Source organism: Flavihumibacter sp. CACIAM 22H1 (assembly GCF_001601815.1).
Classification (GTDB): Bacteria; Bacteroidota; Bacteroidia; order Chitinophagales; family Chitinophagaceae; genus Flavihumibacter.
The window spans coordinates 21,703-41,876 of record NZ_LUKG01000011.1; the positions used below are offsets into that span (position 1 = coordinate 21,703).

The following is a 20,174-nucleotide window of genomic DNA, read 5'->3' on the forward strand; positions in this document are numbered from 1 at the left end:
ATATTAATCGTTGGATAGATGAGCAGCCGGCCCCTACCCACCCGGTTGCCCCTTATGAGCTACTTGATCGCCCAAAAACCACCTGATCTGTACCAGTTTGATTCATCAACTAAAAACATTTGTATGGACCAGAAATTCAAAGTGGTACTGGTAGATGATCATGTATTATTACGTAATGGCCTTGCTGCCACCGTTCAGGATTTTGATCATTTCGAGGTATTATTTGAGGCTTCTAATGGCGTAGAGCTTATGGAAAGGCTAGACCCCCTGAATCTGCCCGACCTGGTATTGATGGATATTAATATGCCGGAAATGGATGGTTATTCGACCACCAGCTGGCTGAAACGGCATTACCCCGATATCCGAACACTGGCACTGTCTATGTATGATACGGAAAATGCCATCATCAGGATGTTTAAGGCGGGCGTACGGGGATATATAATGAAATACTGTGAACCAGTGGACCTCTATGCGGCTATGGACGCCATTATGCAAAAAGGCTACTATTACTCAGAACTGGTAACCGGGCGATTGATTCATACCATCAACCAGTACGAAGACACAGATATGGCAGAACATAGTAATCCGCTGGCCATACTGAATGACAGGGAAATTGAATTTCTGCGTTATGCCTGCACGGAACTGACTTATAAAGAAATAGCCAGTAAAATGTATCTCAGTCCCCGAACCATTGACGGGTACAGAGATACACTTTTTGATAAACTGAGGCTGAAAACAAGGATCGGCCTGGTAACATTTGCTATCCGGAATGGTCTTGTTTCTGTGTAAGCGTTATTGATTTTTCGAGTTCAATGGCCGGGAATCCACCAGCTACTACCCGTAGATTATGTACCCCCTGGCGTTTGATCAGACTTGCAGCCAGCAGGCTTCTTTGTCCACCGCCACAATAAAGGTAGAGTTGTTGATCTTCATCAAAATTTGCAATCGTAGCCAGGTCAACCAATTCGGCAAGGGGAATATGCTGTGCTTTGCTAACATGGGAAGCCTCAAATTCCTCCTCGCCCCGCAGATCAATTAATTGAAGAGAAGAATCATAGGGAAGGTCAAGGGCCAGTTCATCCGCCTCAACTTCAATAACCAGGTCCGATTGCTGTGCAGCTTGTACCCACGCATCGTATCCACCTTCCAGCACATACAGCAAATCAGCAGCCACCAGTTTTTCAAACCGATCTATGCCGGTTTTCTCCTTACCTGCTTCTGTGATCAGAACAACCGGTTCTCCTCCGATGGCTTCCAGGATCCATTTATCGTATTTTGTGGATACACCCGCACTGATACTGCCTGGTATAAACCCGTTTAGGAATGCTTCCGCCGGCCGGAGATCCAGCAGCAGGCTCGATTGGTTTTCCAGTATTTCCTTCAGTTCCTTCGTATTAATCATGGTATTACTCATAGTACAAAACTAAAAAAAGAGGCGGTAACCTTTTTGAAGTAACCGCCTCTGACAGAAATTAGAAAAGGGATTAGCTGATAATGTCCTCCACGCAACGGCTGATCTCAATGATTCTTGGTTCATTCAACCGATAATAGATGAATTTACCATCACGTTCAGTTTTCACAATACCCGCTCTCCGAAGAATAGCAAGGTGTTGGGAAGCTACCGACTGCTCCAGGCGTAAACGAACGTAAATTTCAGTTACGGTCAGTTTGTCGTTCTCTTCCAGCAACTTCATGATTTGCTGACGCAATTTGTGATTCATTGCTCTGAGTATCAGTGCCGCTTTCTTTACATGTAAGAAATCAACTTTCATTTCAGCGCCTTCTACCTCGTTAACCAATAGATAATTTCCTGCTACTGTGTTCATGTCTCAGATGGGATTTAAAATTTCTTAGTATAGCCTTAACCTTAACAAGCAAATTTACATAGCAATTATTTAAAATACATCAAGAATTTGCTTTAACAGGGTGATAAAAAGCCTTTACATACATAGGTTCCGCGTAGGCCAGGTTGGCAAACCCTTCCTTATCGTAGATTTCATGCGTAATTCGGGCAATATCCACCGGTGAAATGGTCCACTTCGGAAACCGGGCATTCGCCGATTTTAACAGGACTTTATATTTCGCAGCCCCATTTCCAATAAAAAACACCGGTTGTTCCACTAACCAAGGGTCAAAACAGCCTTCATCCAGGACCATTGCCTGTGGATCAAGTAGTTGTACCAGATCAAAACTATACAATGCGGTAAAAACCTCCATTCTGCGGGCATCGATCATGGGACAGATAAATCCTGTTTCGGGAAAGCTTTTTTGAAAAGCGGCGGCCTGCACATATAAACCGTCCAGGGTGATCAATGGTTTTTTAAGGGCATAGCACAGGCCTTTAGCACTGGCCATTCCCACTCTTAATCCAGTATAAGAACCTGGCCCGGCTACTACGCCAATGGCATCCAGCTCCGTAAGTGAGATGGTTGCTTTATCGAACATATCTTGAATAGCGGGTTGAAGCCATGCTGCATGGTCTTTTTGTGCAGTATTTGTTTCAATCCCAATTAGTTCCCCCTCTTTCACAATTGAAACAGAGGCCATTTCAAGAGAGGTATCGATCGTCAGTAAACAACTCATAGTTCGGAAGTCTGGCGTTCCAGCAGACTCGATGGTTTAAAAGATGGATTTTGTTTGGCTAGTTGCTGTAAAAGAGTCAGGACCTCTTTTTTACCGATTCGGTCGGTCCATTCAAAAGGGCCTAACGGGTAGTTGGTACCCATTTTCATAGCCGTATCAATTTCAGTTGCCGAGCTAATTTCTTCTTCCAGCGCCAGCCATGCTTCATTAATTATCATTGCCAGTATTCTTGGACGAACCATTCCAACGGTATCCGGAACTTTCAGGCAGGTTTTGCCGCAGGAAACTGCAAAATCTGATAATAGCGCGGGTAATTGATCTGACTCAGCGGCCAGCTCCAGAATTTCCGGATGGGTAAAGCCCGGCCAGCCATTTAATCGGATAAACCCGGCGGGTAAGTCCGCACAAACCCAACTAACGGAATTAACTACTACGATCGCCGGCTGCAACTGCACTAATTGCTTTTTTCGAAACTCCGACCCATCAAAATCAAGGTCAATAAAAATAGAAGCGGAGCATTCCAGGAACCGATCCAAAGAGTCTGTCCACAGCAATTCTACCGGTGCTGTGCAGTTAGGAGGAAACAAATCCTGCCTTTCACTGGCAAGAATGGCCACTTTTATTGGTAGGTTCATCATAACAAAAGTACAAAGCAATTATTTTTACAACATGGAAAAAAAGATCATCACCACAGAGGATGCCCCTGCCCCGATCGGACCGTACAGCCAGGCAGTTCAGACAGGAAACCTATTGTTTATTTCCGGACAGGTACCCATTAACCCGGTCACCAATACAATTGAAGCAACGGATATTACCGGGGAAGCTGAGCAGGTAATGAAAAATTTGAGCGCCGTGCTGACCGCAGCCGGTTACCGTTTTTCCGAGGTGGTAAAAGCAACTATTTTCCTTACCGACATGGCCAACTTTCCGGCTGTCAATGAGGTATATGGAAAATATTTTGACGGAGCCTATCCTGCACGTGAAACGGTTGCCGTAAAAGGGCTACCCCGCAACGTAAACGTTGAAATCAGCCTGATCGCTTCCAAATAAACCGGGCTCAGGAAAGCACCCCCAGTTCTTTACCTACTTTGGTAAAGGCAGCAATTGCCTTATCCAGGTGTTCCTGTGTATGGGCAGCACTGAGCTGTACCCGTATCCTGGCCTGGCCTTTTGCCACAACGGGGAAAAAGAACCCGATAACATACACCCCTTCGTCCAGTAAACGGGCGGCAAATTGTTGTGCAACCACCGCATCGTATAACATAATTGGTACAATCGGATGATCGCCTGGTTTTATATCGAAGCCGGCAGCTGTCATTGCTTTACGAAAATAGCCTGTATTAAACTCGAGGCGGTCGCGCAGCTCGGTGGTTTCACTTAGCATATCCAGTACAGCAATCGAAGCGCCGACAATTGAAGGTGCAACAGTGTTACTAAACAGGTAAGGGCGGCTTCTTTGACGCAACATTTCAATAATTTCTTTCCTGCCACTGGTAAATCCGCCGGATGCACCACCGAGTGCTTTTCCGAGTGTGCCGGTTATGATATCAATCCTGCCCATTACATGGCGGTACTCATGCGTTCCTCTTCCGGTTTTACCCAGAAAGCCTGAAGAATGGCATTCATCAATCATTACAATGGCGTCGTATTGATCGGCCAGGTCGCAGATTTTATCGAGTTGCGCTATGGTACCATCCATGCTGAAGGAGCCATCGGTTACTATAATCCGGCTTCTTGCGGAGGAAGATGCCTGCAATTGCAATTCCAGATCTTCCATAGAGTTGTGTTTATACCGGAATCGCTGTGCTTTACAAAGACGTACTCCGTCAATGATTGACGCATGGTTTAATTCATCCGAAATAATGGCATCCTCAGCACCAAACAAGGGTTCAAAGACACCTCCGTTGGCATCAAAGGCAGCTGCGTATAGAATAGTATCCTCCGTGCCCAGGAAGGCGGCAATTTTTTTCTCCAGGGTTTTATGAATATCCTGTGTGCCGCAGATAAAACGGACGCTGCTCATTCCATATCCATGCGTTTCGATAGCCTGGTGTGCAGCTTCTATTACTTTTGGATGCGAGGATAAACCAAGGTAATTATTGGCACAGAAGTTAAGTACTTTATTGCCGTTCACCATAATCTCAGGTCCCTGCTCACTGGTAATGATTCGTTCTTTTTTAAATAAGCCTGCCGATTCAATTTCATGCAGTTCAGCTGCTATCCTTTGTACAAATTTTTCGTTCATAATTACCTGTTTAGTCGGTAAAAATAAGGAAGAAAATTTCGCTAACAACTGTTCGTGATTTGAGTGGGCTTTGTACAAATTCAAGTTTATTTAACTTTTTTGGCTGGTTGCTGTAACAATAGGCGTATATCTTGCGTCTAATTTGAAAACCCCACCATGAAACCAACGACTAACCGTCCAAAATTGTTATTTGTCACCTTTGTGACGGTAGCGACGGTTATTTTAAGTTTCTCTATTCTTGCGCATTTTGGTCGGGCGGGTCTTATTTCCCGTACGGAAAACAAGGGTTGCCCGGATAAAGCCAAAGAAAATTCTTCCCAAAGCAGCGCTCCATTACCAGCCAGCAGCACTATTATCTTCGAATCTCTGACCGGCCATCTCCTGTCCATCAACTTCTAACCCACCCTACCTATCCCTTTTCCTTTTCACCCATTTCCTTTTTCCCCTTTTTCCATTCTCCTTTGCCCCATTCCCCATTCCCCTTTCACCCATCTCCCTTCTCCTCTACCCCTTCCCATCTTTTTTCGCTTCTCCTGTAACTTTATGCTTTCTTCATCCGTATAACTATTAGAACCGACTGAAAATTCAACAAAACTGTTTATGACAGAGAGGGAATACAATGAATGTGTGAGGGTGTACGCCGACAACGTGTACCGATTCATCGTTAAAAATCTCCGACATGAGGAAGATGCAAGGGATGTAGTACAATCTGCATTTGAAAAAATGTGGCAGCACCGGGATTCCATAGACTACGATAAAAGCAAAAGTTACCTGTTTACCGTAGCCTACCACCAGATGATTGACCATCTGCGGAAATCCAAAAGGGTGCATTTAAAAGAGGAGTTTGCCGAATCGACAAGTATAATTAACCGGCCGGTAAGCAATCTCAAAAAGGTATTGGAAGAAGCTCTTTCCAGGTTAAGCGAAACGCAGCGTAGCCTGGTGCTCTTAAAAGATTATGAAGGTTATTCCTACGAGGAAATAGGGCAGATAACTTCCCTGAGCGAAAGTCAGGTCAAAGTTTACCTGCACCGCGCCAGGATTCAGCTAAAAAACTACCTGGTAAGCCCGGAAAATGTTTTGTAAACAGAAGTACCCAAATCTAGACACCATGAACATTAACAGAAATAATTACGAGGTTTTCTTCCTGTTGTATATAGACAAGGAGCTCTCCGACCCCGAAAAACTGGTGGTAGAAGATTTCCTTCGGTCTAACCCAGACCTGCAGCTGGAAATGGATATGCTGCGCGCAACAGTATTGCCGGAAGAGTCCTTAACGGAAGGGTTTCCGGATAAATCAACCCTGTTTCGGACTGAAAATACGACCACATTAGTGAATATATCCAATCATGAGTCCTATTTTATATTATATGCGGATGACGAGTTAAATAATGAAGAAAAAGCTGCCACTGAGCAGTTTGTTTATGCAAACCCGGAATTCCAGGCAGAATTTGAGTTGTTCCAAAAAGCGAAGCTTAGACCAGATACCAGCATCGTTTTCCCCGACAAAGAATTGCTTTACAGAAAAGAAGCAGGCAAAATTCGTCCTCTTTTCCCGGTTTGGACAAGGTATGCGGCAGCAGCTGTGCTGGTATTATCCATCGGATTTTTTTGGTTGAATCAGGAAAAATCGGGTCCCTCCATTGCAGTTCTTGAAACCAAGCCTCCCACCCAGGCTCCATCAGCCCCTAGCGCTGAACCGGCACTTGTGGTTAGCCCGGAAAACAAGCCCAACAGGTCAGCGCTTGCCGTGGAAACACCTACTAAGGAAGCAGGAACTGCTTCTCAAGTGGCCCTGAACAAGCCAGGCAAAACCCAAGAATTTCATCAGCCAGACCAGGTTCAGCCAATACAGGTTGCAGCAAGCTTGCCGGAAACTACAGGACAAGTAAAACTCCCCACAACCGGTTCAGTAGCCGCCAAGCTGGATCAACCAGAACTTGGATCTATTACCAAACTTACTTTACCCAACCCCGAAGACAGGATCATACCCGTTAAAACGAACAGTGAAGAGATAATTGTAGTAGCAGTAAATGACCAGCATGCAGATGACTTTTTATTTGTTCCGGGAAAAGAAGCTGTTCGCAAAACACCGCTCCGCGGAATTTTAAGAAAAGCAAGTCGGTTTATCGATAAAAACAACCCCCTATCAGAAGACCGGGCAAAAAGCGGTGTTTTTACCGCCTCCAATGAACAGTAATACATAAAAAAAGAAAAAACAAGTATATGCTAAAGAAGATCAGTTTTTTGGCCCTGGCAATTAGTGCCATAACCACAACACAGGCCCAAACAGATACCAGTGCCGTTATCCAACCTGAAGGCGATACCATGCGGATTGGCAATATCATTATCCTTAAAAACGGACAGCCTTCCAATACCAGCCGCGATGTAAACATCCAGCTCAAACACCGGAATCATAACCGGAAAAATAATAACTCCTTGTACTGGTTTGCATTTGACCTCGGGTTTAACAATTTTGTGGATAACACAGATTATACCAGTGCTGAAACCCAGGCTTTTGCACCAGGCGCTACGGACGACTGGTTCAACCTGCGCAATTCAAAATCAATCAACGTAAATATCTGGTTTGTACAGGGAAGATTAAATATGATTCAGCATGTAATCAACCTGCGGTATGGTGCGGGGCTGGAATTCTACAATTTCAGGTTTGAGGAAGATATCCGTTTCCGGAAAAACCCGCCTTCCGTTTACCTGGACGATGAGATCAACTACAATAAAAATAAACTGGCCATGAATTATATTACCGTGCCCCTTATGTTGAATATCAATTTTACGCCCAGGAAATCTCTTGAACGTTCTTTTGGAATCAGTGCAGGTGTCAGCGGAAGTTATCTGTACGCCTCCCGTCAAAAATACCGTAGCCAGGAAACCGGAAAGGAAAAATTGAAAGGCAACCTGGGATTGAATGATTTCAAACTGGCTTATATAGGGGAACTTCATCTCGGACCGGTTCAGGTATTCGGTTCCTATGCAACTGAATCTATGTTTAAAAAAGGGCTTGATTTCACCCCTTACACGGTAGGTCTTCGTTTCAGCACCTTCTGATCATCAAACCATTATTAATAAAAAAACAGCCTGCAAAAATGCAGGCTGTTTTTTTATTAATAATGGGCCGGCGCGCGCGCAGGCTATAGACAATTTGTATATTTAATATAAATCAAAGACTGGTATTATGGCGTATAATGTAATAGATATTGAAGGTATCGGACCAACCTATGCTTCCAAATTAGAGCTGCATGGCATAAAAACTACCGGAGACCTGCTTCAAAAAGCAGGCACCAAGGCCGGAAGAGAAGTATTGGCCGCCGGTTCCAAACTACCTGAATCACTTATTTTAACCTGGGTAAATCATGCAGACCTGATGCGCATTAATGGAATAGCCGGACAAACCGCGGAATTGCTGGAAGCAGCCGGGGTAGACACGGTTAAGGAGCTGGCCACCAGAAATCCGGCCAACCTGCATGCCAAATTAGTAGAGGTTAACCATCAGTTCGGCCTTTCGGGCAAAGTGCCTTCTGAAGATATGCTGTCTGAAATGATTCAATCAGCCAAACAAATGGACCCCCGGGTTTTTCATTAGGGAAGCCCCTCACCTAGCTTTTTCACCATTAAACCATAATAACATGAACAACATCAGTAGATCATTATTGGCATTTTTACTGGTGGGATTGCTTGCTTTCACCGGCTGCAAACCCAAAGATGCTGATATAGAAAAAAGCTTAACCACTGCCCTGGGAGCCTATCCCGGCGTTCAGGTTTCAGTAAAAGAGGGGGTAGCAACCTTGTCTGGAGAGGTAGCAGATGAAGCTACCCGTACTGCCGCTGAAGCGGCCGCCAAAACGGTAAAGGGCGTAAAATCCGTCACCAGTAACCTAACTGTACCACCGCCGCCTGCGCCGGTTATTATTAACCCGGACACTACTTTACAGGAAACAGCCAATGCCGCCATCTCTTCTCTAAGCCTGGCAAAAGTTCAGGCCACCGTGCAGGAAGGGGTTATTACACTAACGGGGGAGATCAAAAAATCTGAGCTCCAGGGTCTAATGGTTAAACTCAATGAGTTGAAACCTAAAAAAATTGAAAATAAATTAACCATCAAATAAGCTATTCATTATGGCACTGCAAGACAATAAATACAAAAGCCTGGTTGAGCTGGCTACCCGCGAAGGCGTACGTAACCTGGAAGTGCGGGAACAGGATGGTGTACTCTATATTGATGGTATTGCCCCCAGTTCAGCTGCAAAAGATGCAATCTGGGACCATTATGAAACCCTTAATCCTGAATTCAGGGACAGTGACCTCATTATGAACCTGAGCCTGGCCGAGGGAGCCGAAGAAGTCTATGTCGTAAAATCTGGCGACAACCTCAGTAAAATCGCTAAGAAATATCCCGGACTATCCTGGAAGGATATCTACGAGGCTAATACAGAAAGGATAAAAAACCCCGATCTTATTCAGCCTGGATGGGAACTAAAAATACCACGTAAATAAATGATAACCAGTTATGTAAAGCCTCCTAACGGGGGCTTTACTGTTAAGTTTATCCAAAGTTTATCCACAGCCGAAATAAATGAATATCAGGCAACGTTTTTGTGATACCCTAACCGTTGAAGCTAGTTTTAAAAAATCAACTATATGCAGCTCTCACGCGTATCCGTATCCTTGTTGGCCCTCTGCACCGTTGGCCTGCTATCCTTTTCGGGTCATAATTACCGGAAAGTCCGCTTAAATCGCCTGAATTCCGAACTGAATGGTACCCCCCGGCTCATGGTTGACAAAACCGATTACGAGCTAAGTATTTATGACGACGATGGCTGGTATGCCACTTACCCGGTTGTTTTTGGTGAAAAAACGCTGGGTGATAAAATGTGGGAAGGAGATCGGAAAACACCCGAAGGAGAATACAAAATCGTTTCCAAGCGCCCCCACGATAAATGGGGTAAAATAATGTTACTGGATTACCCTACCCCGGCCGACTGGGCAAAATACAAAGACAGAAAGGCTAAAGGGTTGATTCCCAAGAACAAAGGAATTGGAAATGGGATCGCGATTCATGGAACCTGGATGCGGGATGACATGGCCGTAGATTATTTCCAGAACTGGACCAATGGCTGTGTAAGCCTGAAACGCTCCGAAATGGACGAATTATACGAAATGATCCCAATCGGAACCAAAGTAACTATACGTAAGTAGAAATACTGAGAATAAATATATTAGTTAAAATTATAGTCATATCTTGGATATGACTATTTTTGTTTTTGCAATAGTTAAAAGTCTTCCAAATCCTCCGGATAACCTCAGTTTTCCATTTTTCTATTAAAGACTAATTTCTAAACCGTAACCATGTGCCTGGCACCATGGTTATTAGTCATTTAACAAAACTGTGTTATCCATGAATCTCATTCTTCATAAATACTCTACCATGAGAAGACTTGTACATTTATCAATCCTACTCTTATTTTTATCCGTTAGTGGTTATGCTCAATCCAAATATTGGGTTGCACCGGGTGCTTCGGGCAACTGGTCGAATGCCGCTAACTGGTCCCTAACTTCCGGGGGTGCCGGGGGTGCTGGCGCGCCAATCGCTGGCCAAATTGCGGTATTTAATGGGGCAAGTCTTGCCAATTGCCAGCTTGACCTCCCTTCCATTACCGTTACAGCCCTAACCGTTGCTGCCGGTTATACAGGAACTATTAGTCCCGCTGGTACTACCAATATGACCATACGCTTTGACGTAAATATTTCCTCAGGTACGGTAATTCTTCCAGCAGTTTCCTCCGTTGGTGGTATTTACACACAAAATGGCGGAACATTCACAACCGGCGCTACTTCCGGCTCTTTTGCCAACATAGTTAATATTAATAATGGAACCTTAAATGTAAACGGTACAGTTTCATTTGCCAATAACATTAATATACCAACTGCAGCAGGTGTGCTTAATACCGGAACCAGTACGGTCGTTTTAGAGGGAACCGGAGGAACACTGATAAATAACAACGGTGCAGCGCCCGGAACAACCACTTTCTATAACCTCACCATTAATAAAACCAGTGCTGTTGCCAATGCAGTTGCCTTTGGTACGGCCGACCAGGTAATTGTTCAAAATGACCTGACCCTGATCGATGGCGCAATTGCCGCTTCAACCGGTAATTTACAGGTAGGAAGAAATCTTACTATTGGTGCTGCCTTTAACGGAGCATTTACCAATCTTACCTTGAATGGCGCTGCAGATGCGGTTGTTACAGTGGATGCACCATTTATCAATGCAAATTCAGGAAGCACCACTATTAATAAGGCAAACCCGGGAAGCCAGGTTTCTTTTGTTACCAATTTACCTACCAACCTGATCAACTTCAGCACCCTTACCACCAACACATTAAATATTACACAGGGTACGGTTAACTTCCCCACAGATAACAACGTAATATGGAATTTTAATGCGTTCAATATCGGTGCAAATGCAACAGTATCGGCTTCAGCCAATACAATGACCTTCCAGGGAAGCTTTCACAATTTCGGAACCTTTACCGCCAACAATGGAACCGTTGCTTTTGTCTCAGGTACTAACCGTTCTTATTCTGTAGGAACTTCTCTTCAAAACGGAACAACCACGTTTTACAATGTTATCCTGAATAATACCAATGCAGACGGAAGTTTTAATATTGAACTAGGCGACCGTTTAGCTGCTGCAAATGACCTTACTGTAGTAAGCGGTTATTTTAATGCGATCGGTGGTAGCCTCACCAACCAATCCTATCTTTCAGTAGGTGGAGCACTTACTTTACAAAGTGCCGCTAAAGCAATGCCGCTTGGAATTCACTTAGAATTTATCGGTGCAAACCCTCAATCAGTAAACCTGGCTGCGGGAACCACTTCTCATATCAATGGCAATATATCGCTACTTAAAACGGCACCCGGACCTATTACCTTCAATTCTGCAATGGTTTTAGATGTAGTAGGTCAGCAAATGCAGTTTACAGGCGGTGTATTGGTAACATCACTTACCAATATTCTGAATTTTGCAACAAACGGTGTGGTGGCATTGGGTGGCAATACCGGCAGTTATGTGGACGGCCCCATTTCAAGAACAGGGTTTACAGCCTTTACCTTCCCGACAGGTGATGGAGAGTTTTTTGGTCCGATACATATCAGCGGAGGCGGATTTAATGCCAATATTCCTTCTGCTACCTATCTGGCTCAATACTTTCACGTAAACCCGGATGGCAGCTTCCCCATTGACCAGCAATCTCCAACCAATCCGCCTGACCTGAAAGTCAGCGAAGTTGAATACTGGTCTTTAGACCAAACAAGCGGAACGCCTGTGCCCGGCCCTCGTGTATGGTTATCTTTTGAATCGGTAAGAAGTGGTGGTATTACGGACCCGACAACCATCGGAGTTACCGCATGGACCAACCCAGGATTCTGGCAATTGGTTGGTAATGGTGGTTTGCAGAATGTAGGAGGAATTGACTATGTTTCCTCTGCAAATACCAACAACTTTACGGTTACCCAGGCTTCTCCGGTATTCACCTTAAGTACCATCGATGAAGTGGCGAATCCGCTGCCTGTAACCTGGCTCAGCTTTACCGGTCGTTACTCTAATGGTGCGGTTGACCTGAACTGGAGCACTTCACTCGAATTAAACAACGAAGAATATACGATCGAACGTTCTGCAGACGGTCATAACTTCTCTTCTATCGGCACTGTAGCTGGTGTAGGAAATACCACCAATATTTCCCGTTACAGCTTTAAAGACACCAATCCGTTAGCAGGATCTGGCTATTACAGAATCAAACAAACAGATCGTGATGGTAAATTCAGCTATAGCGATATCATCCGGGTTTCTAATGGAGAGGTAGCCCTGAAAGGACTGCGCATCTTCCCGAATCCGATCTCAGGCAACGTACCGCTGACCATTGAGAATGGTAACTGGAAAAACAAAAAAGTAACGGTTACTATCTATAATGCAATCGGTGGTATCGTTCGCCAGGAACAGCTTGTTTTCGGTGCAGACAGCCGTGCGAAAATTAATGTAGATGCACTGCAAAAAGGCAGCTACTTCATTACCACATCAATCAATTCCGAAAAACAAACACTTCAGTTCTTTATTCAATAAGCACTGAAGAAATAATAAAAAAAGACCGCTATTGAAGCGGTCTTTTTTTATTATTGTAGGGCATGCTTTATCTACTGGTTAAACTATTAATGACGATTGCGACCCGGGTCTTCTACCGCAGGATTCATTTTTTACACGCCACCCATATTCCGGCAACCGGACCGGTTATACTGCTTGCCAATCATCCCGGCTCACTTATGGACGCTGCCCTGCTCGGCCTTTTATTAAACCGGCCGGTTCATTTCTTTGCCAGAGGTGATATTTTCAAAAACAAGGTCATTGCAGCATTACTTCGGACACTGCATATGCATCCTGTACACCATCACCTCGACGGCAGGTCTTCCATCCATGCTAACGATGAAAGTTTTGACACAGCTATCGGCTTGCTACAGGCTGGTGAAATCGTATTATTCTTTCCGGAAGGATTCAGCCATGTCGATTATTACTTATTGCCCTTTAAAAAAGGAGCCTTCCGGCTGGCGTTTCAGGCGATGCAAAAAACCGGCCTGCCCTCTCTTCCGATTGTACCGATCGGCTTCCATTATACCCATCCCAAAGCCTTGTTTAGTTCCGTCTGGGTTCTGGCTTCGGCCCCAATAGAAACAGCAAGCTGGTATTCCGGGTATATGCATTCCCCTGCAAAAACTGTCCGGCAAATTTGTACCACTGCTTTTCAGGCTATTAGCGCCATAACCATACAGGTAGAAAAAAACCGGGCAAAACTGTTATTTAACCTTTTGGAATTGTTTAGAACAGACCCGGGCTACCAAGGCTTATTGCCTGGCCAGCAATGGCAGGCAGAGAAAGAATTAAGCAGGTTTATACAGGATTGCCAGGAAGATCAGCTATCCGTTTACCAGGAATACTTTACCCTGCGAGATGCGCATTTGCTAAAAGAGGAATGGATAACTGCTGCGGAGCTGCCTGGCTCAACCAGGCAGCTGGCCTGGATCTGCTGGCCAATTGCCCTACCCGGTTTACTCGTGCATGGGATTGCAATTTATACAGCCAAACAGCTGGCCGATGCCAAAGTAACGCGGGTTGACTTTTATGCCTGGATATTGGTTGCCGCTGCTGCCCTGCTCGATATTGGGCTGCACCTGGTGCTCTTTATCCTGATTGCCGCCCTGTTCTCCTTAACACCCGCAGTTCTTTTTCTGGCAGCTAGTATGCTGGCAGGCTGGATTAGCTGGAAATCAGCCCCTTATCTACTAGTAGCCAGGAGCCGTTCGAAATGCAAAAAAATACCCGCAGACAGTTTACAACTGTTGCGGGCAAAACGAGCTAAACTAATGGAAACAATTAAAGTCTTCCTTGCTTGATTTCATCAACTACTGCCGGGTCGAGCAAGGTACTGGTATCGCCCAGGTTCTGCATTTCTCCTTCCGCAATTTTGCGAAGTATTCTACGCAAAATTTTTCCGCTCCGGGTTTTTGGCAGGCCCGATACAAACTGAATCTTATCCGGTTTAGCGATGGGTCCAATAATGCGGCTAACCGTTTGAGTAATATCCTGGCGGTTCAGGTTCTCATCACCATGAGATCCCTGGAATATAACATAACAATAAATACCCTGTCCTTTAATGTCATGCGGGTATCCTACCACCGCACTTTCCACTACCCCTGCATGCATATTGATGGCATTTTCTACTTCTGCCGTTCCAATTCGGTGACCACTAACATTTAACACATCATCCACCCGACCGGTAATGCGGTAATTGCCGTCCTCATCGCGATAACAGCCATCACCGGTAAAATACATGTTTTCATAGGCCGAAAAATAGTTGGTTCTGCACCGTTCATGGTCTCCGTAAGTAGTTCGGATAATTGAGGGCCAGGGAAACTTGATACAAAGATTTCCGCTTACATTATTGCCTTCAATTTCTTTTCCGTTTTCATCCACCAGAACCGGTTGAACACCCGGCATGGGCAAGGTTGCATAACTTGGCTTGGAGGGGGTTACGCCGGCCATATTACTGATCAGCACACCACCTGTTTCCGTTTGCCACCAGGTATCTACAATAGGGCAACGTCCTTTCCCAATGTTTTCATCATACCAATGCCAGGCTTCTTCGTTGATGGGTTCGCCAACTGTTCCCAATACTTTAAGTGATGACAGGTTTTTTCCCTGCAAAGGTCCCAGTCCAAAACCCATCAAAGAACGGATGGCAGTGGGGGCGGTATACAATACATTTACTTTGTATTTGTCTACTACTTCCCAGAAACGTCCGGCATCGGGCCAGGTGGGAATGCCTTCAAAAAGCAAGGTGGTTGCACCCGCGCTTAAAGGACCATATACGATATAACTGTGCCCGGTGATCCAGCCGATATCGGCCGTACAAAAATGAATATCACCGGGTTCATACTGGAATGTATTTACGAAGGTATAGTTGGTATAAACCATATACCCGGCGCAGGAATGCACCACTCCTTTGGGTTTGCCGGTTGAGCCGGAGGTATAAAGAATAAACAGGGGGTCTTCTGAATCCATTTCTTCAGCCGGGCAATCGGGGTTGCCCATGGTTTCAACTTTCCGGATTTCATCTTCCCACCATACATCTCTTCCTTTAATCATAGAAACAGGGGTGCGGCTACGTGTTAATACAATTACTCTTTTTACAAAACGGCATTGAACCAATGCATCGTCAATTACAGACTTCAGGGGAATTTCTTTGTTGCCCCGGAAGGCCCCGTCGCAGGTAATTACAAATGCAGCCTGTGCATCCATTAATCGGTCTGCAATGCTCTGAGCACTGAAGCCACCGAAAATAACCGAATGAATAGCTCCGATCCTTGCGCAGGCCAGTACTGCAATAGCCAGTTCAGGCACCATTCCCATGTATAAACAGACCCTGTCTCCTTTTGTAACGCCGTTATTCTTCAATACATTGGCAAACTGAACCACCTTACTATGCAGTTCGCGATAAGTGAGTACCCGGTGATGTTCTTCCGGATCATTGGGTTCCCAGATAATTGCAGGTTTATTACCAAGTGAACCCAGGTGGCGGTCCAGGCAGTTTTCTGTAATATTCATTTTACCCCCGATGAACCATTCGATCTTAGGGTCTTTAAAATTCCATTCCAATACTTTATCCCATCGCTTTCTCCAATAAAAATGACCGGCCACATCTCCCCAAAAACCCTCGGGGTCCAGCACACTCTTATTATAAACTGCTTTGTATTCTTCCAATGATTTGACCTGGTAGGGATATGACATATAGCATCGTTTTGTTTGCAGGTTAAAAGTAGAAAAGTTGTTTGGGCAAAAACCAAAGAAGTTTGCTAATTTAGTATATTTATTATGACAGCAACCAGTTGTCCGCGCTGCAATACCCCAAAGCCCATCAAAAGCGGCATTGTCAAAGGCAAACAGCGCTTTCATTGCAAATCCTGCAAGTATTATTTTACGGTTCTGAAAAAAGGAAAATCAACCGATCCCTATTATGTTATCAAAGCACTTCAATTATACCTGGAAGGGGTTTCTTTACGTGAAATTGAACGTTTGCTGGGGATAAGCCATGTAAGTGTTTATAATTGGGTAAAAAAAGCCGGCATTCAGGCTGGCTGGAAATTCGCCTATAAACCCAGTTATAAAGTACTCACCCATACTGAGCTAACCAGTTTTCTAAGCAACCGCAACAACCTATTGAATACCGGCTGTATGATTACCGAACTGGGTGATAAGTTCATGGTCATAAAATGGGAACGGTTTCGGAAACCCGACTAAATAGCTATACCTATTAACAATTTGCTTTTCCGAATTTGTATACTGGGTAAGAATACGTAATATTTGAAACTGTTCACAGTTCAACAAAACCATAAGATTGCTTAGCTATGTCCAACCAAACCAACCAGGGTATCTGGAAAGTGATTGGGGCCTCTTCGGTCGGCACCCTCATAGAATGGTACGATTTTTACATTTTTGGAAGCCTGGCAACGGTCATTGCCTCCCAGTTTTTTCCCAATACCAATCCAACTGCCGCCCTGTTAAGCACCCTGGCAACTTTTGCTGCCGGTTTTATAGTACGTCCGTTTGGGGCGCTTGTATTCGGAAGGCTGGGTGATCTGATCGGCCGTAAATACACGTTCCTCTTAACACTTGTACTGATGGGCGGCTCTACTTTTGCCATCGGGTTGATTCCTTCTTATGCAACCATTGGCTTTGCGGCGCCTATTCTGGTGCTGATCCTGCGGCTTTTACAAGGCCTGGCACTGGGTGGCGAATACGGGGGTGCAGCAACTTATGTAGCCGAACATGCACCGGCCAATAAGCGGGGTTATTTCACTTCCTGGATACAGACCACTGCAACACTCGGCCTCTTTGTTTCCCTGGGAGTAATCCTGTTAACGCGGCACAGTTTAGATGCAGACCCGGAAACATCTATCCGGAAATTCAATGAATGGGGCTGGCGGATTCCTTTCCTGGTTTCCATTATATTGGTTGTAGTGTCGATTTATATCCGGCTGAAGATGAATGAATCGCCCCTTTTTGCGAAACTGAAAGCCGAAGGAAAAGTGTCGGTAAACCCATTAAAAGAAAGTTTCGGGCATAAAACCAACCTCAAAATGGTACTGCTTGCGCTCTTTGGCGCAACAATGGGACAGGGGGTTGTTTGGTATACCGGCCAGTTTTATGCCCAGTCATTTATTGAAAACGTTTGTAAGATCGATTTTGATCAAAGCAGAACCATCATCATCTGGGCAATTTTGCTGGCGACCCCCTTTTTCGTGGTATTTGGCTCCTGGAGTGATAAAATCGGGCGAAAATGGATCATGATGGCAGGTATGTTATTAGCCTTATTTGCCTACCGGCCCATTTACCGACAGTTTATACAATTAACCGATATAGCGCCTAAAATGGAACAGGCCATTGCCTCGGCTACGGTACCTGTAGTGCAAACCAACCCTATTGCCGACGGTTCCGGCACTATCAAAACCACGCGTACCAGGTTTAGCCTGCCCTCGGGTATGCAATTCACCGAACTTAGAACCGACACCCTCAAAACAGGCACCACCCATACTTCTACGCCCGGCAAAACGGTCTATACCGAGAAAAAACTCGACACCGCTACGTACTGGATTTTCGTAGGTTTGATTTTTATCCAGGTAATTTTTGTTACCATGGTATATGGGCCGATAGCCGCTTTTCTGGTGGAACTCTTTCCTACAAAAATCCGCTATACCAGTATGTCTCTCCCCTATCATATCGGAAATGGCGTATTTGGCGGGCTAACCCCTTTCATAGCAACCCTGCTCACCACTATATATACGCAGGATGCTCTGGTTGGATTATGGTACCCGATCCTGATTGCCGCCGTTTGCCTGGTAATCGGCTCCCTGTACATAAGTAATAGAATTGACCCGGATGTAACAGACTAATCCTTCAACCACCAAACATGAATCAACTTAAAAGATACTTAGGCATTGTGTGGATGGCATTGGCACCCATCGCCATCTTTTATCTCATTAAAACAGCCGCAGCTGAAATTTCCGCCAAGCCGGTAATTGATACCAAAATTCAATGGGGGGTATTTGTAGTAGTATTTATTCCCATTGCTATCGGACTCGGACTTTTCGGGTATTATGCCTTCAAAGGAGAATATGATCATTTACCAGACCGATCAGACGAAATAACCGACTAATTTTGAAGCTATGGCAGGCAACAAAAAAAACCAGCAGGCAATCCTTATCAGCATAGGCTGCCTGCTGTTTTTTAGTTTTCCGCTACTATCCATCGCCAATAAACCTATCAGTATCGGCCCTTTCCCCCTGTTGTATTGTTACCTGTTTGCCGGCTGGCTGTTTTTTATCGTGCTGATTCGAAAAAACAGCAAAAATCACCCCAATAATTCCGGAGACACATGAATAGCTGGATGATTGCAGCTACTGCACTTGCTTATCTCCTGCTGCTTTCTGCCATTGCCTGGCTGGCGGAATCCAGCAGAAAAAAAGGAAGATCGCTTATTAATAACGGTACTGTTTATGCGCTTTCAATGGCCGTTTATTGCACTGCCTGGACCTATTACGGAAGTGTTGGCAGAGCAGCCACCAACGGGTTGGAATTTTTAACCATTTATCTTGGTCCAACCATTATGTGCGCCCTGTTCTGGCCCGTTCTCCGAAAAATAATCCGTATCTGTAAAACACAGCGAATCAATAGTATTGCCGATCTTATATCCACCCGTTATGGCAAGAATTTTTCACTGGCTGTAATCGTCACTGTTTTCTGCGTGCTGGGGGTTATACCGTATATTGCCTTGCAGTTAAAAGCTATTTCAACCAGCTTCGACCTGCTGGCGGGTAATTCAGGCCCTTCTACCGGAATCTGGAAAGACAGCACGTTTTATGGCACCATCCTGCTTGCCATTTTCATCCTGTTTTTTGGCACCCGTTCAATCGACGCTTCTGAAAAACACGAAGGACTGGTAGCTGCCATAGCGTTTGAATCGCTTATTAAACTGGTGGCATTCCTGGCTGCAGGCCTTTATATTACCTATGGCATATTTGACGGCTTCACCACCATCTTTGAAAAGGCTGCCAGCCAGGAGCAACTACGGCAATTATTTGTACTAAATGACTCTTCTGCCAATACCAGTTGGTTCTCCATGCTGGTTCTGTCATTATTTGCCATCATTTTTTTGCCCCGCCAGTTCCAGGTAAATGTGGTTGAAAACCTGAGTGAAAAACACCTGAATAAAGCAGCCTGGTTATTTCCTCTCTACCTTTTTATCATTAACTTATTTGTGCTTCCGATTGCATTGGGCGGCTTCCTTTTACACCCGAACCAGTCCGGCAATGCCGATTTGTTTGTATTAAGTCTTCCTTTATCGCAGGAACAATATGCACTTAGTCTTTTCATTTTTATTGGCGGCTTCTCTGCAGCCACCGGAATGATAATTGTTGAAACTATTGCTCTCACCACCATGATCAGTAATAACCTGGTTATGCCGCTGCTTTTATCCGGGCGCTATTTACACAACCGCTCAGACGGCTCGCTGCAATCTATTGTATTATGGGTTCGACGCTGCAGCATAGTGCTCGTAATTGGTTTGGCATTATTGTACGACAAGGCCGTTGCGCAGCAGTATTCACTGGTTTCCATTGGGCTGGTTTCCTTTGCTGCAGTAGCGCAACTTGCCCCTGCGGTTATTGGCGGTATTTATTGGAAAGGGGCTTCAAAAAATGGCGCACTGGCCGGATTAACGGCGGG

The 20,174-nt window shown here is 45.0% G+C and carries 22 protein-coding genes and 1 pseudogene; 17 read left to right on the forward strand and 6 right to left on the reverse strand.

Annotation, left to right across the window (positions count from 1 at the left end; translation table 11 throughout):
* The first annotated feature begins 123 nt into the window (after positions 1-123).
* Positions 124-789, forward strand: coding sequence for a response regulator transcription factor (locus tag A1D16_RS05255; RefSeq protein ID WP_290708218.1), 666 nt, complete (start codon positions 124-126; stop codon positions 787-789).
* On the opposite strand, the gene A1D16_RS05260 is transcribed toward A1D16_RS05255, so the two are convergent.
* The 4 genes from A1D16_RS05260 to A1D16_RS05275 form a co-directional block, all read right to left on the reverse strand.
* Positions 761-1,414: a rhodanese-like domain-containing protein gene (locus A1D16_RS05260; RefSeq protein WP_290708220.1), complete on the reverse strand. Its 654-nt coding sequence runs from the start codon at positions 1,412-1,414 to the stop codon at positions 761-763. The two genes, A1D16_RS05255 and A1D16_RS05260, sit on opposite strands and share 29 nt — an antisense overlap.
* A gap of 70 nt (positions 1,415-1,484) precedes the next feature.
* The gene (locus tag A1D16_RS05265) at positions 1,485-1,826 is read right to left on the reverse strand and encodes a metalloregulator ArsR/SmtB family transcription factor (RefSeq protein WP_290708221.1); all 342 of its coding nucleotides are present in this window, start codon (positions 1,824-1,826) and stop codon (positions 1,485-1,487) included.
* Between the two features lie 79 nt (positions 1,827-1,905).
* On the reverse strand, positions 1,906-2,583 hold the full coding sequence (gene tsaB, locus A1D16_RS05270; protein ID WP_290708222.1) for a tRNA (adenosine(37)-N6)-threonylcarbamoyltransferase complex dimerization subunit type 1 TsaB: 678 nt from the start codon (positions 2,581-2,583) through the stop codon (positions 1,906-1,908).
* Positions 2,580-3,221, reverse strand: a complete 642-nt coding sequence (locus A1D16_RS05275; protein ID WP_290708223.1) for a 3-hydroxyacyl-CoA dehydrogenase family protein — start codon at positions 3,219-3,221, stop codon at positions 2,580-2,582. The genes tsaB and A1D16_RS05275 overlap by 4 nt, the downstream gene beginning before the upstream one ends.
* Before the next feature lie 31 nt (positions 3,222-3,252).
* On the opposite strand from A1D16_RS05275, the gene A1D16_RS05280 reads away from it, so the two are divergent.
* Positions 3,253-3,633, forward strand: a complete 381-nt coding sequence (locus A1D16_RS05280) for a RidA family protein (protein ID WP_290708224.1) — start codon at positions 3,253-3,255, stop codon at positions 3,631-3,633.
* Positions 3,634-3,640: 7 nt separating this feature from the next.
* Here A1D16_RS05280 and kbl read toward each other — a convergent pair whose 3' ends face one another.
* Positions 3,641-4,828, reverse strand: a complete 1,188-nt coding sequence (gene kbl / locus A1D16_RS05285) for a glycine C-acetyltransferase (RefSeq protein ID WP_290708225.1) — start codon at positions 4,826-4,828, stop codon at positions 3,641-3,643.
* Between the two features lie 156 nt (positions 4,829-4,984).
* Between kbl and A1D16_RS05290 the strand changes: the two genes are divergently transcribed.
* The 10 genes from A1D16_RS05290 to A1D16_RS05335 all read left to right on the forward strand — a co-directional run bounded on the left by A1D16_RS05290 (position 4,985) and on the right by A1D16_RS05335 (position 14,287).
* Positions 4,985-5,227 carry a hypothetical protein gene (locus tag A1D16_RS05290; protein ID WP_290708226.1) on the forward strand — a complete coding sequence of 81 codons (243 nt, stop codon included), beginning with the start codon at positions 4,985-4,987 and terminating at the stop codon, positions 5,225-5,227.
* Positions 5,228-5,428: 201 nt separating this feature from the next.
* Positions 5,429-5,914 carry an RNA polymerase sigma factor gene (locus A1D16_RS05295; protein ID WP_290708228.1) on the forward strand — a complete coding sequence of 162 codons (486 nt, stop codon included), beginning with the start codon at positions 5,429-5,431 and terminating at the stop codon, positions 5,912-5,914.
* Between the two features lie 25 nt (positions 5,915-5,939).
* Positions 5,940-7,028, forward strand: a complete 1,089-nt coding sequence (locus A1D16_RS05300; RefSeq protein WP_290708229.1) for a hypothetical protein — start codon at positions 5,940-5,942, stop codon at positions 7,026-7,028.
* A gap of 26 nt (positions 7,029-7,054) precedes the next feature.
* Positions 7,055-7,894, forward strand: coding sequence for an outer membrane beta-barrel protein (locus A1D16_RS05305; RefSeq protein ID WP_290708231.1), 840 nt, complete (start codon positions 7,055-7,057; stop codon positions 7,892-7,894).
* A 127-nt stretch (positions 7,895-8,021) separates the two neighbouring features.
* Complete coding sequence (locus A1D16_RS05310; protein ID WP_290708233.1) at positions 8,022-8,429, forward strand: DUF4332 domain-containing protein; 408 nt, start codon at positions 8,022-8,024, stop codon at positions 8,427-8,429.
* A 43-nt stretch (positions 8,430-8,472) separates the two neighbouring features.
* Positions 8,473-8,952 carry a BON domain-containing protein gene (locus A1D16_RS05315; RefSeq protein WP_290708234.1) on the forward strand — a complete coding sequence of 160 codons (480 nt, stop codon included), beginning with the start codon at positions 8,473-8,475 and terminating at the stop codon, positions 8,950-8,952.
* 10 nt (positions 8,953-8,962) lie between these two features.
* Positions 8,963-9,340, forward strand: coding sequence for a LysM peptidoglycan-binding domain-containing protein (locus tag A1D16_RS05320; protein ID WP_290708236.1), 378 nt, complete (start codon positions 8,963-8,965; stop codon positions 9,338-9,340).
* Positions 9,341-9,484: 144 nt separating this feature from the next.
* Entirely contained in the window at positions 9,485-10,042 is a 558-nt protein-coding gene (locus A1D16_RS05325) for a L,D-transpeptidase (RefSeq protein WP_290708238.1), read from the forward strand.
* Positions 10,043-10,271: 229 nt separating this feature from the next.
* Positions 10,272-12,965 carry a T9SS type A sorting domain-containing protein gene (locus tag A1D16_RS05330; RefSeq protein WP_290708239.1) on the forward strand — a complete coding sequence of 898 codons (2,694 nt, stop codon included), beginning with the start codon at positions 10,272-10,274 and terminating at the stop codon, positions 12,963-12,965.
* A 62-nt stretch (positions 12,966-13,027) separates the two neighbouring features.
* Positions 13,028-14,287, forward strand: coding sequence for a 1-acyl-sn-glycerol-3-phosphate acyltransferase (locus tag A1D16_RS05335; RefSeq protein ID WP_290708240.1), 1,260 nt, complete (start codon positions 13,028-13,030; stop codon positions 14,285-14,287).
* Here the strand turns inward: A1D16_RS05335 and acs are convergent.
* On the reverse strand, positions 14,268-16,181 hold the full coding sequence (gene acs / locus A1D16_RS05340; RefSeq protein WP_290708241.1) for an acetate--CoA ligase: 1,914 nt from the start codon (positions 16,179-16,181) through the stop codon (positions 14,268-14,270). The two genes, A1D16_RS05335 and acs, sit on opposite strands and share 20 nt — an antisense overlap.
* 84 nt (positions 16,182-16,265) lie before the next feature.
* Between acs and A1D16_RS05345 the strand changes: the two genes are divergently transcribed.
* From A1D16_RS05345 to A1D16_RS05365, 5 genes and pseudogenes are all read left to right on the forward strand, one after another.
* Positions 16,266-16,691 (forward strand): helix-turn-helix domain-containing protein, encoded by a 426-nt coding sequence (locus A1D16_RS05345; protein WP_290708243.1) that lies wholly within the window; start codon positions 16,266-16,268, stop codon positions 16,689-16,691.
* A gap of 107 nt (positions 16,692-16,798) precedes the next feature.
* A complete protein-coding gene (locus A1D16_RS05350; RefSeq protein WP_290708245.1) occupies positions 16,799-18,343 on the forward strand; it encodes an MFS transporter in 1,545 nt (514 codons plus the stop codon).
* Positions 18,344-18,360: 17 nt separating this feature from the next.
* Positions 18,361-18,606 (forward strand): DUF6814 family protein, encoded by a 246-nt coding sequence (locus A1D16_RS05355; protein ID WP_290708246.1) that lies wholly within the window; start codon positions 18,361-18,363, stop codon positions 18,604-18,606.
* 10 nt (positions 18,607-18,616) lie between these two features.
* Positions 18,617-18,829: a hypothetical protein gene (locus A1D16_RS05360; protein WP_290708247.1), complete on the forward strand. Its 213-nt coding sequence runs from the start codon at positions 18,617-18,619 to the stop codon at positions 18,827-18,829.
* A pseudogene (locus A1D16_RS05365) lies at positions 18,826-20,174 on the forward strand (hypothetical protein); the annotation flags it as partial. The gene A1D16_RS05360 and the pseudogene A1D16_RS05365, both read left to right, overlap by 4 nt.

Bases quoted from the DNA above. Each gene is read 5' to 3' on its own strand.
- A1D16_RS05300 (WP_290708229.1), top strand. From the start codon at position 5,940: ATGAACATTAACAGAAATAATTACGAGGTTTTCTTCCTGTTGTATATA.
- A1D16_RS05275 (WP_290708223.1), bottom strand. From the start codon at position 3,221: ATGATGAACCTACCAATAAAAGTGGCCATTCTTGCCAGTGAAAGGCAG.
- tsaB (WP_290708222.1), bottom strand. From the start codon at position 2,583: ATGAGTTGTTTACTGACGATCGATACCTCTCTTGAAATGGCCTCTGTT.
- A1D16_RS05330 (WP_290708239.1), top strand. From the start codon at position 10,272: ATGAGAAGACTTGTACATTTATCAATCCTACTCTTATTTTTATCCGTT.
- A1D16_RS05255 (WP_290708218.1), top strand. From the start codon at position 124: ATGGACCAGAAATTCAAAGTGGTACTGGTAGATGATCATGTATTATTA.
- A1D16_RS05350 (WP_290708245.1), top strand. From the start codon at position 16,799: ATGTCCAACCAAACCAACCAGGGTATCTGGAAAGTGATTGGGGCCTCT.
- A1D16_RS05315 (WP_290708234.1), top strand. From the start codon at position 8,473: ATGAACAACATCAGTAGATCATTATTGGCATTTTTACTGGTGGGATTG.
- A1D16_RS05305 (WP_290708231.1), top strand. From the start codon at position 7,055: ATGCTAAAGAAGATCAGTTTTTTGGCCCTGGCAATTAGTGCCATAACC.
- acs (WP_290708241.1), bottom strand. From the start codon at position 16,181: ATGTCATATCCCTACCAGGTCAAATCATTGGAAGAATACAAAGCAGTT.
- A1D16_RS05320 (WP_290708236.1), top strand. From the start codon at position 8,963: ATGGCACTGCAAGACAATAAATACAAAAGCCTGGTTGAGCTGGCTACC.
- A1D16_RS05260 (WP_290708220.1), bottom strand. From the start codon at position 1,414: ATGAGTAATACCATGATTAATACGAAGGAACTGAAGGAAATACTGGAA.
- A1D16_RS05295 (WP_290708228.1), top strand. From the start codon at position 5,429: ATGACAGAGAGGGAATACAATGAATGTGTGAGGGTGTACGCCGACAAC.
- A1D16_RS05280 (WP_290708224.1), top strand. From the start codon at position 3,253: ATGGAAAAAAAGATCATCACCACAGAGGATGCCCCTGCCCCGATCGGA.
- A1D16_RS05345 (WP_290708243.1), top strand. From the start codon at position 16,266: ATGACAGCAACCAGTTGTCCGCGCTGCAATACCCCAAAGCCCATCAAA.
- A1D16_RS05335 (WP_290708240.1), top strand. From the start codon at position 13,028: ATGCTTTATCTACTGGTTAAACTATTAATGACGATTGCGACCCGGGTC.
- A1D16_RS05360 (WP_290708247.1), top strand. From the start codon at position 18,617: ATGGCAGGCAACAAAAAAAACCAGCAGGCAATCCTTATCAGCATAGGC.
- kbl (WP_290708225.1), bottom strand. From the start codon at position 4,828: ATGAACGAAAAATTTGTACAAAGGATAGCAGCTGAACTGCATGAAATT.
- A1D16_RS05265 (WP_290708221.1), bottom strand. From the start codon at position 1,826: ATGAACACAGTAGCAGGAAATTATCTATTGGTTAACGAGGTAGAAGGC.
- A1D16_RS05290 (WP_290708226.1), top strand. From the start codon at position 4,985: ATGAAACCAACGACTAACCGTCCAAAATTGTTATTTGTCACCTTTGTG.
- A1D16_RS05355 (WP_290708246.1), top strand. From the start codon at position 18,361: ATGAATCAACTTAAAAGATACTTAGGCATTGTGTGGATGGCATTGGCA.
- A1D16_RS05310 (WP_290708233.1), top strand. From the start codon at position 8,022: ATGGCGTATAATGTAATAGATATTGAAGGTATCGGACCAACCTATGCT.
- A1D16_RS05325 (WP_290708238.1), top strand. From the start codon at position 9,485: ATGCAGCTCTCACGCGTATCCGTATCCTTGTTGGCCCTCTGCACCGTT.